This window comes from Niastella sp. OAS944 (genome assembly GCA_024809215.1).
Lineage (GTDB): Bacteria > Bacteroidota > Bacteroidia > Chitinophagales > Chitinophagaceae > Niastella.
The window spans coordinates 81763-96957 of record JANUBW010000014.1; the positions used below are offsets into that span (position 1 = coordinate 81763).

Annotated in this window: 5 protein-coding genes; 1 reads left to right on the forward strand and 4 read right to left on the reverse strand. The window is 44.1% G+C overall.

Features of this window, described 5'->3' with window-relative positions; translation table 11 throughout:
• Positions 1-23: 23 nt before the first annotated feature.
• The 4 genes from GGD38_RS35650 to GGD38_RS35665 all read right to left on the reverse strand — a co-directional run bounded on the left by GGD38_RS35650 (position 24) and on the right by GGD38_RS35665 (position 12381).
• Positions 24-1748, reverse strand: coding sequence for an ABC transporter ATP-binding protein (locus GGD38_RS35650; protein ID WP_375303606.1), 1725 nt, complete (start codon positions 1746-1748; stop codon positions 24-26).
• Positions 1749-1861: 113 nt separating this feature from the next.
• Positions 1862-3499: a RagB/SusD family nutrient uptake outer membrane protein gene (locus tag GGD38_RS35655; protein ID WP_375303607.1), complete on the reverse strand. Its 1638-nt coding sequence runs from the start codon at positions 3497-3499 to the stop codon at positions 1862-1864.
• 18 nt (positions 3500-3517) lie between these two features.
• On the reverse strand, positions 3518-6730 hold the full coding sequence (locus GGD38_RS35660; protein ID WP_375303608.1) for a SusC/RagA family TonB-linked outer membrane protein: 3213 nt from the start codon (positions 6728-6730) through the stop codon (positions 3518-3520).
• 233 nt (positions 6731-6963) lie between these two features.
• On the reverse strand, positions 6964-12381 hold the full coding sequence (locus GGD38_RS35665) for an alpha-2-macroglobulin (protein ID WP_375303609.1): 5418 nt from the start codon (positions 12379-12381) through the stop codon (positions 6964-6966).
• Between the two features lie 393 nt (positions 12382-12774).
• Here GGD38_RS35665 and pbpC point away from each other — a divergent pair, with 393 nt between their 5' ends.
• Positions 12775-15162 (forward strand): penicillin-binding protein 1C, encoded by a 2388-nt coding sequence (gene pbpC / locus GGD38_RS35670; RefSeq protein WP_375303610.1) that lies wholly within the window; start codon positions 12775-12777, stop codon positions 15160-15162.
• Positions 15163-15195: the final 33 nt, after the last annotated feature.

Sequence of the window (15195 nt, forward strand, 5' to 3'; positions counted from 1 at the left end):
AACGACAAACCACAAACTACAAACTACAAACTAATTCCTTTGGGAATAGAAGCAATCAATTGCCGCGTGTATTCCTTCTGAGGATTGAAATACACCTGCTCCGCATCCCCTATTTCCTCTATCTTGCCTTTATTCATCACCATAATACGGTCGCTGATATATCGTACTACCGACAGGTCGTGGGAAATAAATACAATAGTAAAACCCATTTCGGCTTTCAGATCGTTCAACAGGTTTAACACCTGCGCCTGAACGCTTACATCCAGCGCAGATACCGATTCATCGCAAACAATAAACGAAGGGTTCAATGCCAGGGCGCGCGCAATAACAATACGCTGCCGCTGACCACCCGAAAACTCATGCGGGTAACGGTTGAAATGTTCTGCTTTAAGATTCACCTTTTCCAACAACTCCACTACCCTGTCTTTACGCTGTGTGCTGCCATTAATGATGTTATGCACTTTTAACGGTTCTGCAATGGCCGATCCAATGGTTAAGCGCGGGTTCAAAGATGAATATGGGTCCTGGAAAATGATCTGAATGTCTTTCCGCATCTCCTTCATGGTTCCCGCATCTATCTTCGACAGGTCGGTACCATCATAATACACCGAACCTGAAGTGGGTTTAATAAGTCCCAGCAAGGTTCTGCCCAGCGTTGTTTTACCACAGCCCGATTCACCCACCAGTCCCAGCGTTTCGCCTTTGTAGATCTCGAACCGAAGATTATCAACGGCCTTTGTATATTCAAGCGGTTTTCCTAACAGGCTTTTCTTACTGGGGAACCATACATTCAATCGCGATACCTGAATAAAAGGCGGCCGAACGATCCCTGGCTTTTCTTCTATAACCGGTTGCACAGCGGGCCGGGCATAACGGTGTAAATCAAACGTGCGGTTATTTTCAAGGAAGTCACTTACTACAGGCAATCGTTCGCCTTTGGGATGCAAAACCGGGCGACAAGCCAACAGCCCTTTTGTATACGCATGTTGGGGATCAGTGAAAATATTGGCTACCGGGCCCTGTTCAACAATTTCGCCCCGGTACATTACAACTGCACGGTCGGCCACTTCTGCCACCACACCCAAATCGTGCGTAATAAAAATAACGCCCATCTGCCGTGTTTGCTGCAGTTCTTTTATCAGTTGAAGAATGGTCTTTTGTACAGTAACATCGAGGGCGGTGGTTGGTTCATCACAGATGAGCAAGGCGGGTTCACAGCTCATAGCCATGGCGATCATCACCCTTTGTTTTTGTCCGCCACTCAATTGATGCGGGTAACGCTTAAACAATAACTCAGGGTTAGGCAACCGCACCTGATTAAACAGATCGATCGTTTTTTGCTTTGCTTCTTTTTTCCCAATTTTCAAATGCAACTGTAATGCCTCCTGCACCTGGTGGCCACAAGTGAACACGGGGTTCAGTGAGGTCATTGGTTCCTGAAAGATCATCGCTATCTGGTTACCACGAATGGTGCGCATTTGCTCCGGCGTTTGCGTTAACAGGTTCACCGGTTCTTGGCCACCCGCAGAAAACAGAATTTCGCCATTGGTATACCGCGCCGGCGGTTTGGGAAGTAGCTGCAGAACCGACAATGAGGTCACCGATTTACCGGAACCCGACTCACCTACTATGGCTACAATTTCGCCACGATGTACGCTGAGCGTGATGTTATTCACCGCGGTGGTAGTTCCAATATCGGTAACAAAATCAACCTGCAGGTTATTTATTTGAAGTAAAGGCGCTGACATTTTTGTGGTATGGGTGCAAACAAATATCGGGAAAACTACACTATAAAAGAAACGGGGTTGTAGATACAACCCCGGTGTAGATATGAGAAAATACTCATGAGAAAAAATGATGGTTATTTAGGGTTGCGGATTGGCGCACTGCCATCGGCAGGCGGATTTAATGCCAATTCATCTTCGGGAACATCCCAGTAATCTAAAAAATTATAATTGATGGTTGCTTTGGTATTCAATACGCCCGTACTGCTTACCACTACGGCGTTGGTCCTTCCCCCACCAGATGCAACATCATCGAGGTAACCCCAACGGCGATAGTCGTACAGTGAAACATTTCTGAAGAGTAATGCAGTTCTTCTTTCCCTGCGTAATTCTTCATAAGCCTGTGCGGGGTCTGTAATAACACCCGATACGGCCGAAACGCCTGCGCCCTGGTAAGTGCGAACAGCATCCACACTGGCAAGACCGGCAGAAATATTATTGAGTTTTATATTAGCCTCCGCCTTCATCAACTCGTTTTCTTCATAGGTGCCTGCAACATATAATTCATAAGCGCCAACTGTTCTGCTGGCTACAACCTGCACACCGCTCATGGCGTTGCCACCATCTAATAGCCTGTAGCGCGTGCTGAAAGTAAATCCACCCTTTTGGTTCAGGTAGGCTGTTACCTGCGAAAAATTATTAGCCAGTCTTTTATCACCTGTTGTATATTCCTGTATCAGGCGTTCGCTGATCTTATAGGTGGTGCTGGTAGGGTCGCCGGTTGTCATGGCAGCTACACTGCCAGTGGTAGCGCTGAGAAAACTGCCTGCCGATGCTGAACGACCGGTAAACACCAGGTCACTGCTGCTAACGCCGTTGTTCACTAACGTGAGAATATTATTCCAGTCGGTGGAGGTCATATCTTTCACTCTTTTGTTCACAAGAATATTACGCGCCTTCATGGTATTGATAGTATGGATCCACATGGCGGGTGTTAGCACACCGCCTTTACCCGCCTGGCATTGCGTTGGGATCAGTGCTTTTACCACCGTATTGTAATCGGCCAGTGTGGTAATGCCATTCAATGCCTCTATTGCCTTGTTGTAATTGGCATCTGCTTCGGCAATTATTTCAGCGCTCGATTTATACAGGCCATTGTTTTTGGCAGATTCGCTTTTGATAATACCTGCATAATAAATGGAGCCGATCCTGGAGTAGGCGTAGCCCTTCCAAAAATATGCCCATGCTTTTAATGCATTCTTTTTAGTGGTGGCATCGCCGGTAAAAGAAACATTATCTACCGTTTCAAGTACCAGGTTACAGGCATTGTTTAAATAATACATCCAGGTCCATTCAAAATAGAACATATTACTACCTGCTTTTGTACGTGAGTTATTAAGGCGTGTTACCTGTTTCGCAGGCGCTGAATTTATCACTTTTGAACCATCGTCATATATTACATAATCGGGTACGCTTACCTGGTTTATGATGTTATTGGCAGCTTCGGCAGATATAACATCAGCCATAAGATCGTGATAGGCCGGCGCCAGGAACCAGAAGCTGCTTCCAAGAAATGAACCTGAATATTTTGTATCAGTAATGCCATTAAACCCGGTTTGATAAACAGCACCGAGTGATAACGATAAGATCCCGGCTTCTGTTTTGGCACTCTCAGGTGTAGGCGAATTCGGATTTTTCACGTCCAGTTCTTTTTTACTACACCCCGTTTGTACAATAAGCAGCACGCAGAGTAAGTATAATATTGTTGTTCTCATTGTAAGATTAGTTTTAATTTAAAAGCCAAGGTTCAGGCCAACCTGGTAGGTTTTAATATTGGGCATTGAATTATGATCGATGCCTCGTTCGTACGACGAGTTACTGGTACCTGCATTGATCTCAGGATCGAAGCCGGTGTACCTGGTAGCTGTCCACAAATTCCTGCCCGACAATACCAACTGCAGTTTCTGAAAATATTTGATATGTAAAAACCTGGCTGCATCTATTGCAACAGACACGTTACGTAACCGTACAAAAGAAGCGTCTTCGTAGAAATAATCTTTTGTTGAATTGCGTGCACCATTTACACTTCCCCACATATCGGAGTATGCGCTGATGTAATAATTTGAAAAAGCGGCTGTTTGTCCGTTCACGGTTACTTTGTCACCAAAATCGCCATGAATACCGTCTCTGTACATCCATTCTTTGGTTTGATTATACAAATGGCTTTTATAGATCCAGTCGAACTGGAATGATAAGGTGAGAAAATCTTTATATCGCAGGCTGTTTATAAAGGAAGCATTGAATTTAGGATTTGGATCGCCAATAGCATACGTTTCGTTGGTGAACATAATGCCACGGGTAGCAGTATCTACTACCCTGCCATTTACTATTTCATACTTTCCTGCATCATTTTTACTGATGTATGGGGTACCATCCTTACGGGTTTGCTCTATACTGGTGAATGCTTTCAGGCCATAGATCTGACCTATTTTATCACCCGCTTTTAACACCAGGTTGGTACTGCCGGCAGAAGCCGTTAAAACAATATCCTGATTGGTTGAAACATCATCAATTTTTGATGACTGATGTCCGAATGTAGTGGTGAAGTCCCAGGTAAAGTTTTTTGTAGAAGCCACACTCAGGTTCAAAGAGAACTGAAATCCCTTGGAGGAGAGCGAGAATGCATTGTTAAGGTAGCTGGCGCCGCCAGAGGTGGGCGGTGCATCTACTGCATAAATTACAGCTTTGCTATTTCTTTTCCAGAATGTAGAGCTTATACCCACATTGGAGAACCATTCGCCTTTATTTAAGTTAACGGTAACATCTGTTCCAATCTCGGTTTCCTTCGATACCTCCACCCGCAGATCGGGGTTTTTCAGGGTTGAAGACGTATAGAAAGCGAGTGCATTACCAATACTTTTTGTAGATAATACTACATACCTGTCGAACGCATCTGGCTGTATACCTGCTTCACCATAACCGCCGCGCAGTTTGAACTCAGATATAATGGGAGAAATGCCCTCCCAGAAATTAAATTGAGAAATGCGCAAATACCCGTTGCCGTGGTAAAATGTTTGCGCCGCTGAACCGCCGCCAAATGCTGATGAATAATCACTTCTTAAGCCTGCTCTAATACCGCCGATATTGCCATAATCAAATCCCTGATCTATAAGCCAGCCAAATGTAACAAATGGCTTTTTAAGATCAACGGTCACCTGCTGCGTATTGGTTTGCCGCATATTATATACCGGGTACAGCTGTAATCCATCGCCCGTGGTAGTGTATTGTTTAAATACATTTTTTCTATAATCATAAGCGGCATAGGTGGTTGATGTAATGGGCACCTTCAAATGAAAGTCTTTAGCAAAGTCCAGATGAACAGTGGCCGAGGTTAGTGCATTCTGGAAGGTAGTGGTGTTAGTGGTATTGCTAAGCCCGCCGGCATTGGAACTAAAGCTGCCTATAAAAGCGCTTCTGCTAAGCGCATTTATATTCTTCGATTGGTTCTTATAAATGTAAGCGATATCTTCTTTTTCATAGTTGATGCCATACTTCGCTTCCAGGTCAACAAAACGATTGATACGGTACGAGGCCTGAATATTCTGAATAAGATCTACTATTTCATCCTTACCTTCTGAATACTGGAAATAATAATTGGGGTTGGCGCCATTGATACTTACCGGCGATGCATTGAGCCTGTAGGCATAGTCGCCATTGGCATCCTTCCAATCAAGATCAAAGAAAGGTGAACTGTTGAGCATTTGGTAAATGGCGTCGCTACCGCCTGCATAGAACGGATTGAAATTATTCTTCTGGTATATTGTCTGCGTAATAGATCGTATTTTGAAGCCTTTAAAAACCTCTGTACCTACATTAGAGGTAAAATTGTAGCGGTTGAGTGCGCCATTCTTTTTTATAGCGCTTTCCTGGTACGAACGGGAAGCAGTAATGGCAAAATCTGTTCTGTTTGCACCGCCCGATATACTGATGCTGTTATTAATAGTGGCCGCGGAGCGGAACAACTGTTTAAAATGATCATAGTATTTCAGGTTCTGGCCATAGGGTATACTGCCATCTGTATTAGGCGAAGTGCTGTTCCATACAATGCCGCTTTGGTTTATACCATCTATATTCGTTCCGGCCGTAAAAGTGCCATCGGGTTTAACCTGAATGATCACCCCATCTTTATCAACTACATTACCATTGGCATCGGTTTTAAACCCGTGGGTAGCAGGTTTGTGAAGGTTACCCGTATTGAGATAGGAACCAATACCATAGCTGCTCGATACATCGATGCTGATCTTACCGGCCTTACCTTTTTTTGTAAAGATCTGTATAGCGCCATTTGCGCCTTGTGCGCCATAAATAGTGGCCGATGCAGCGCCCTCCACCACTTCAACCCGCTCCACATTACTAAGGTCAAGCGCGCTCAGGTCGGTAGCTCTTACCTCAAGGCCATCGATCAGTATCATTGGCCTTGTACCCAATTGAAGGGAGTTGATACCACGCAACAGAATATTCGTACGCGCACCGGGTGTACCATCTATGCTGCTGATTTGCGCACCGGCTATTTTGCCCACCAGCGCCTGATCGATGGAGCCGGATGGTACCGCCGGTAGTTTATCGGCTGTAATTGACTCAACCGAAATACCCACCTTCTTTCTACTGGTAGCCACTCCCACACCTGTCACTACAACTTCGCTTAATGATCGGGGATCATACTCCAGCAGGATACTCATGTTTTTGCCCTGTACAGACTTTACCATTTTTGACAAATAACCAACCGAGGTAATTTCCAGTGTTACGCCCGCAGCTGTATTGGGCAGCGTAAATATGCCATCGGCATTGGTAACAGTAGCGCCGCCGCCTTTGATCTTCACTGTGGCGTTAGGAATGGGAGTTCCGTCTTTTGAATCGGTAATTCTACCGGTGATACCGGTTTGTTGGGCTAAGAGAAGATTGCATAGGAGCATAGCAAGGCCCGTAAGCAAGTTTGCTTTTCTCATGTGACTTTAGTTTTGGTTTTAATAAGAAGAGATACGGGTAAAAACGAGCTAACTATACGGCTTGCAATCGATGAAGTGTTTTTAACAGGCGGGCAATCGTTCACTCAATTTAACTTTTTTTACATTTCAACGGCAAAGTCATGATAATTTTATTTTTCTACAATTGCCCTAAATAAGAGGGCCGCCTCAAACTTTCGTTGAGGCGGCCCCTTTTCTTTATATGCAAAATTTTTCTACTTCTTACTCACTCTTATCACTCCGGCTCCATTATAACTGTGATACTCACCATTATACATAGCCTCGGCGCTTACAGGTCCCATGTGGTAATTACCCGGAGAAACTGCCCGTACGGCGTAATAATAGGTTTGCCTGCCATTTCTCAGATCATCAAACAAATTAATACGATCGTCGCGCACATCGAGGGCTACTGGCGTTGTAGCATCCTTGATCCAATCCATACCGGGGATCTCTTTTGTGCGTGGGTTCTCAATTTCAAATCCGGCCGGTATCATATCACTGATCACCACGTTATCTATACTGCCGTTATAACTTTTCTCAACTGTTATCTGTATTACCACCAGGTCGTTCTGTGTAAATGAATTACCATCTACCGTACGGCCATAACGATCGAAAAAGCGGCGGCGTACTTTAATAAAGTTATCTTCTTCCTTAACGTTACCGCTTGCGCTTATACCTTCGCTTTGCCAGTAATAATACAGGCGGCCTTCACCTTTAGAAGCGATCTCGATATTGGTTCCACCCAGTTGTTTTGCATTCAACTTAATAGCACCACCTTCTACCGAACCTACTGTTTTACCACCCACTTTGATGTCGGCAGAAACAGTGGCCTTGTTTGCAGCACGGGCTATTTTACCCAGCGCCAGGAAGTTGAATGAACATTCCTGTGTGCTATACCACTGGCGTTGTTTTAACTTATCACCCACATGTTTTGCCATTACAGGTATCTGCGGATTGCTTGGATCAGCATCTAACAACGCATTCAATGAAATAGCTTCATCGCGAATATCTGAGTAGAAGCTGCCACCGGTTTGAGCTACAGATACTTCACCACTAAATGAAGTTGGCAACAACTCGCGGAACTTCGCTTTATCACCGGCCACCGCATAAGCCACACTCAACAGGTATTTACAGTCGAGGCTCAGCAACGATGGGTTCGACTTGTAATAGTTCATGGCGCTTACATTTGGCTTACCTGCCAGTGCCAGCACATATAAACTATAAGCAACCTCCTTCGGTGCTATCTTCTTATTCTGACTTTGGTTGTAATAGTAAAGAATGGTTTCTTTATTCTTCAACCGGTTGTTGAGGTAATTGAGAATACCGCTTAACACACTCTTATCAACTTCAAACCCGGCCTTTTGTGCTTCCAGTAAGAAATGGCCTGCGTATACCGTAGCCCACCAATGTTCAGAACCTTCGCCATCCCACAGGGTAATTGCGCCGTTATACAATTGACGCATTTTTATTTTGCGAATAGCCTCCTGTACATTCCAGTTGGCATTCGATTTTCCTTTATCGCCTTTCATTTGATCGGCCAGGTCGCCATAGTACAATTGCGGGAAGGCAATTGAAATGGTTTGTTCGGTACAACCGTATGGATACTCTACCAGGTAACGAAGCTGTTTGCCTAATTCCAGGCCCGGGTTACGGCTAACTACCAACTGGTAATCAGTACTGTTAGGCAAGAAATCATTCAACGGAATATTTACCTTTTGAACGCTTCCGCCATTTAATGAACCGCTACCTGTAATAACCTGTAACGGAGCAGCAGGGCGAACGCTGATCTCGGTTTCATCGGTAAACTTCTCACCTAATCCCTGCACTTCAATTTTTATTTTACCAACATTCACCACATTGGCAGCTACCACCTGGAAGATGGCTTGTCCTTCGCTGTTGCTGTTAACAGAAACAGATTGTTGTTTATCGCCCAGCACACTTAACGGTCCGCTTACATTTAATGAAGCAGTGGCCGATGCTGAGTTCTTTGTGGTATTAGTAATGGTAACAGGTACATTCACTGTGTCGCCCGAACTTAAGAACCTTGGTAATGCAGTGCTTAACACCAATGGATCGGCAACCGTCATATTGGCCTCAGCGCTACCAAAACTCTCATCTTTATAGGCTACTGCCATCAACCGTACTTCGCCACTGAACTGTGGGATATCGAATTCAAAATCCACATCACCGCCAAAGCCCGCTTTTTTGGTGCCGCTCCAGTAAGAAACGATCTTAAAGCGTTTGGCCGGCATGGGATTGGTACGTTTGTTCATTTCCAGGTCACCGTCACCACCCGTGCTGCTCAGCGTTGCTTTTAACTCAGGGAACAATAGCGGATACAGATCGTAACCATTAACCTCAAGCGCTTTGGCTGCATAGAAGTGATTGTATGGATCTGGTGTATCAAAATCAGTGATCTGCAATACCCCATTATCAACTGCAGCCAGTGTTACATAACTATTAGCTGCTGCTTTTACGGTTACCTTTTGGTGCGTGCGCGAACGGACCGACTTTTGCGCCACTATTTCTACATTTATCTTCCGACTCTTTTCTTCCACCTTTACACTCTTATAACCATGCGCCACCGTTAATGGAATTTCACTTACTTCATGTGGTTTAATGAGCGTTGCAGTAACATATACGTTCGGTAAATGATCGGCGGTCATTTTCAGATCAACCGAAGCGGTACGGTTCTCAACATTTACATATTGGTACGAAACCACTTTATCGGTTTCCAGGGTTACCAGCATGCGGCCACTGAATGGTGTTTTAAACAACAGCCTGGCGTTTTCACCTGCCTCGTAAGAAGACTTATCGGTTTCAATATCAATATTACCTTCGGTATTTACTTCAAATGAAGAGTTTTCGCCACCCCAGAAGCCATAGCTATAGAAACTTTTGCTTACATAGCTGTTGGCGCCGGGAATACTTACCCGTATTTCATATTCACCAGGTGAACGCGGAACAAATGGATAAGAAGCGCTTTCACCACTGATAGTAATGGTTTGATCGGCCACCACTTTATCATCTTTCTGCGATTCGTACCTGAAATAGCTACCGGTTTTGGTAAGTACGGTACGGTATTCGTGTTTTATCACTTTCACTTCGGCCCTTGCACCACTTAATACCTGCTCATCTTTATTTAATGCAATAAGCGGGAACTTCACCACCTGGTTCAAAGGATAATACCAGTAACCATCGCTGCCAATACCAAAGAACACTTTTTGCGTATAGATATTTGCAGTAGCGCTACGGCTTACCGGGCGGCCTGTTTCATCAAACACCGTAGCATAAAAGGTTGTTTTTAATAAACCTTTGTTGGCAAACAATTCAGGCACTTCAAATACTTGCTTTGCATTACCATTTTCATCGGTACTGCCTTCGGCCACTACTTTGTCGAACGACATACCCTGATTATCTATAGCAAAAGAGAAACGGCTGTATTTTTTTGGACCAAAGTAAGCAGCGCTTGTTTGTATCTCCGATTCGTAATTGCGATTAGCTGCCGGCGGACCAAAGAAGTTAACCGCATTGATAGCCAGGCTGGCGCTTTGCCCCGGTTCCAGTGCTGTTTTATCAAGCGCTGCCGACACCTTAATACGATCGGGCACAAACTCTTCAATACTAAAGTTCTTACTGGCCAGTAATACATCGTTTGAGGTATATACTTCCAGCGTATAGCTACCGGTGATGGCTGCTTCAGAAATATCTACATCGCCATCGGTAGCGCCTTGTGCATTTAATGTTTTACGGAAGTTCTTCAACTCTTTACCGTTTGGCAGCAGGAACTTCATCTTCACCGGTAATTCACCAGGCGATTTCCACTGACGGTCGCGCAGGATAACAGCGAAATTCACCTTTTCACCGGGGCGGTAAATATCTCTTTCAGCATAAATAAATGCATCGAGCCCGGTGCTGTTAATACGTTTACCACCTACTTCAAACCGCGATGTATTTACTTTGGTGCTGCTGAAAGGCAGGTAGTTAAAGTCGTTTGCTGTTTTTGCAATGATCATGGCTGGTTTAAATCCTGCAAACTCTTTGCGGGAGAAAACAACTTCAGCCACCCCATCGGCATTGGTAGCGCCGGTTCCCAACACCTGGTTATTGTTACCATACACCACTACATTCATTCCGTTTACCGGTTGTGCGGTTTTAATGGAGTTGGCAAATACAAACATTTTGTCTTTGCCTTCGCGGGCAATTAAACCAATGTCTGATTTTGAAATAAAGCGGCTGTCGCTAAGCCAGTAATCAGTTGCCGACCTTATCTTAATATGATAAATGCCTTTGAAATCGGGCAGGCGGTCTTCAACATTAAACGTGAACAACCGGCTGCTGCCATATTTAGGTAATGAGCGGGTATCTATTTCCTGCTCATAGATCACATCGCCAAAAGAAACATCGCTGTTATCGTAATAATCACCCTCGTAATACTCTTCCCCATCGCCGCTGCTCTCACCTCTGTCATCTTTAGGACTGTAACCATAACGTTGAGCGGCCAGCAAATTGCTTTCATAGATCTTTGAGATGATCACTTTTACCCTGGGAATATTGGTAACGCGTATTTCAATATTCTGGTTACCCAGGGCGCTCAGGTAAACAGCTTTGCTGTTACCGAATTTTAATGAAGGTTCCAGCTCACCAAACGCAACATTATTATCATACTGTTCGCGCAGTTCACCACCAATACGGCCTTTCAATCCTTTATTAATAGTGAATACATAACTTTTATCGGCATTAAATTCATCGCTCTTGATCAGGAAACCATCATCGGTTTGTTCAACGTTGAACTTTACTGCCGGGCTAAACCTAACAAGCGAAGCCACATTGCTCATTACCACCTGCTGGCTGGTGCGAACAAATACGGTACCGGTTACCCCATCATGTTCTGCATGCACATCGTTGATGGTAAGGTTGTAAGGCGAAGGAATGAACACTTTGTTTTCAATTTCCTCTTTAGTGCCATTAACACCGCCATCGGGCACCAGTCCTTTTTCAAAGCTCACTTTAGCATCCAGGTCTTTGTCTTCCATTTTTAAACCCGAAATACGTAATGATACCCTGCTATCGGTACCCTCAGTTATAATTTTATAACTAAGCGGTTTACCCCCCAGTTCCAGCTTCATTTTGTCTTTAATAACTGCCGGGCTGATGGCATAGTTAAAATAGAGGTCAACTTGCGGATAGGCGGTAGTGGAATGTTGGTCGGGCAACATCCAGGTCACATTGCTGTTATCCAGTGCCAGGTAAGGTGTAAAGAAACTGATCTCTTCGCCTTTGTCGAGCTTACCATATTTACTATGGTCAAGCAGATCGCCCCGTAAGCTGGCCTGATAGCTGGTAGCGGGCGATAAAGGCTGTGCCGGCGAAAACACCAGCTCATCGGGATGTTCCCAACGGAACCGGCCCTGAATTTTTGGCTCAAAGGAAATATACTCAGTAGAATCCCATTGGTTCAGTAAAGAATCGGGAACAAGGGATTTATCGAAACGGAATACCAGGTTGCCGAGAGATTGTACCTCTCCTTTCGCATTGGTATAACTCAGAGAAACTGCACTTCGATTACAGGCGGCTATTACAAACAACACAACCACCCCTAACGTAATCAGTGCAAACAGGGACTTGCGCATATAGGGTTAAAGTTATTATAAAGGGTTTTGGTAATAAATCGACAAAATACAAAAAGGAATGAAATATGGAAGTTTTAAGTATGCACCGTTTTAAATACGCTGCATTATATTTTAAATTCGTTACGGAGGCAGGCTTGAGGAAGCCATACGTATATTTAATTGTGGAGGAAAGTTACATTCATTTTATTCATGCTACCTGTTAATTTGTTATTAAAGCCGCAATTATTTTAGGTGTCCGAAACGGAACTCTTTGTAATAAAGAGTTGACTTTTTAGTTATTATAACATACCCCGGAATATTTTAATAAAGATTCTTACAAAATAATAGATAATGATAATTTACTAAACAGGATATTTGGGGGTAGTTAAAAGTGAAGCAATTCACAAAGAATAAATGTTGAAAAAGTATATACCCGAAAAGCTAAAAACCCTTATTAGGAGCGCCACGGTTTGGAGCCGTAGCACACCCGCAAAAAGAAAAGTATTTAAATACAGCAAACGCCTGTTGATCACCGTAACAGCGCTGGTCATTATTTTTTTTACACTTAACTGGGTATTTCCGCTTCCCGATAAAATAGAATACTCAACTATTATTACCGATAGCAAGGGTGAAGTAGTGCATGCATTTCTTACCCGCGACCAAAAGTGGCGCATGAAAACTGAGCTGGAAGAAATATCACCTCTGCTTCGTAAAACAATTGTTGAAAAAGAAGACAAGTACTTTTACCGCCACCCCGGTGTAAATGCTCTGGCCGTAGGTCGCGCTTTTGTAAAAAATATTTTCCGCTTCAAACGTACTTCCGGCGCTTCTACCATAACCATGCAGGTTGCCCGCGCCCTGGAGCCTAAAAACCGCACCTATTTAAACAAGCTGGTTGAAATATTCAGGGCCTTTCAGCTGGAATTAAAATACAGTAAGAACGAAATACTTCAACTCTACCTGAACCTGGTGCCCTATGGCGGTAATATTGAAGGCGTAAAATCGGCTTCTATTCTTTACTTTAAAAAGAACCCCGATCACCTGTCGCTTGCTGAGATCACTGCATTGTCTATTATACCCAATCGCCCTTCATCATTGGTAATGGGTAAACACAACGATCGTATTGTAAAGGAACGTAATCGTTGGTTACAACAATTTGCTACCGACAAAGTATTCACGCACAAAGAAATTGCCGATGCCCTTAGCGAACCACTTACTGCTACCCGGGGCGAAGTGCCAAAACTGATCCCACACTTTGCCTGGAAACTAAAACAACAGGGCGGCGATATTATCAAGACCAATATTGAATTAAATACCCAGTTAAAAACAGAAAAACTGGTGGCAGACTATGCCCGCATTCTCACCCTTAAAAATATTCGCAATGCGGCCGTGATCATAATAGATAACCAAACCCATAATGTGATCACGTATGTAGGCTCGGCCAATTTTACCGATACCATCGATGCAGGGCAGGTAAATGGTGCCAAAGCCATTCGCCAGCCGGGCAGTACTTTAAAACCATTGTTATATGGGCTTTGTATAGATGAAGGTTTGATGACACCCAAGGCCATCATTACCGATGTGGCCGTAAATTATAACGGCTATGCACCCGAGAATTACGATAAACAATTCAACGGTTATGTAACTATGGAATATGCGTTGGAGCATTCATTGAATATTCCGGCAGTAAAAGGATTGCAATGGCTGGGTATAACTCCTTTTATTGATAAACTGGCCGCCTGTAATTTTCAACAGGTGAAAAAAGACCAGCGCAAGTTAGGATTGTCTATGGTATTGGGTGGTTGCGGCGCCACGCTTGAAGAACTCACCGGAATGTACTCCATCTTTGGCAGCAATGGCCGCTTTGTTTCACCAAAGTATTTGAAGGAAGACTTTACCCAACCGGGTGAAGGGGAAAAGATCTTAACGCCGGCCGCCACGTTTATGATCAATGAAATATTATCAAAAGTAAACCGGCCCGATTTTCCTTTGAACTGGGCAAGCACCGAGCATATGCCAAAGATAGCCTGGAAAACCGGTACCTCTTATGGCCGCCGCGATGCCTGGAGTATTGGCTATAATAAGAAATATACAGTAGGTATTTGGGCGGGCAACTTCTCGGCACTTGGTATTCCCGAATTAAGCGGCGCCAATATAGCCACACCATTACTATTCAAGATCTTTAATACAATTGATTATGATAGCGATGAAGAATGGTTTACCCAACCCAAAGATTGCGACATACGAATGGTATGTTCCGAAACCGGTATGCCGCCTGGCGACCGTTGCCCCAATACGGTGACCGATTATTTTATTCCATTGATCTCAACCAGTAAGCTATGCGATAACATGCAGGAAGTAGCTATATCGGCCGATGACAAGATCTCGTATTGTAAAACCTGTCAGCCGGCCAGTGGTTATAAAAAGAAATGGTACAGGACAGTGTCGCCCGAAATGCAACGTTATTATGAAGAAAGGCACATTGTTTATGAAAAGATGCCGCCGCATAACCTCGCCTGTGAGCGGGTATTTAAAGAAGGCGGACCTGCCATTACATCGCCCCGCAATGGTTCGGAATATTTCATTAGTAAAAAACACCCCGAGCCATTACAGCTTTCCTGTAATGTAGGCAATGATGTACATAAAGTGTATTGGTATATAAATAACCAGTTCTATAAAGCAGATGAAGCGCACAACCGCCAGTTCTTTATTCCGGAAGAAGGACCGGTGAAGATTTCCTGTACGGATGATAAAGGCAGGAACAGGGATATTTGGATAAAGGTAAAGTATGTTGATCTATAGTAACCGTGCCACGGTTTGAAACCCTGGCACGGT

Coding starts and splice junctions, on each gene's coding strand:
- GGD38_RS35650 (WP_375303606.1), bottom strand. CDS start 1,748: ATGTCAGCGCCTTTACTTCAAATAAATAACCTGCAGGTTGATTTTGTT.
- GGD38_RS35655 (WP_375303607.1), bottom strand. CDS start 3,499: ATGAGAACAACAATATTATACTTACTCTGCGTGCTGCTTATTGTACAA.
- GGD38_RS35660 (WP_375303608.1), bottom strand. CDS start 6,730: ATGAGAAAAGCAAACTTGCTTACGGGCCTTGCTATGCTCCTATGCAAT.
- GGD38_RS35665 (WP_375303609.1), bottom strand. CDS start 12,381: ATGCGCAAGTCCCTGTTTGCACTGATTACGTTAGGGGTGGTTGTGTTG.
- pbpC (WP_375303610.1), top strand. CDS start 12,775: ATGTTGAAAAAGTATATACCCGAAAAGCTAAAAACCCTTATTAGGAGC.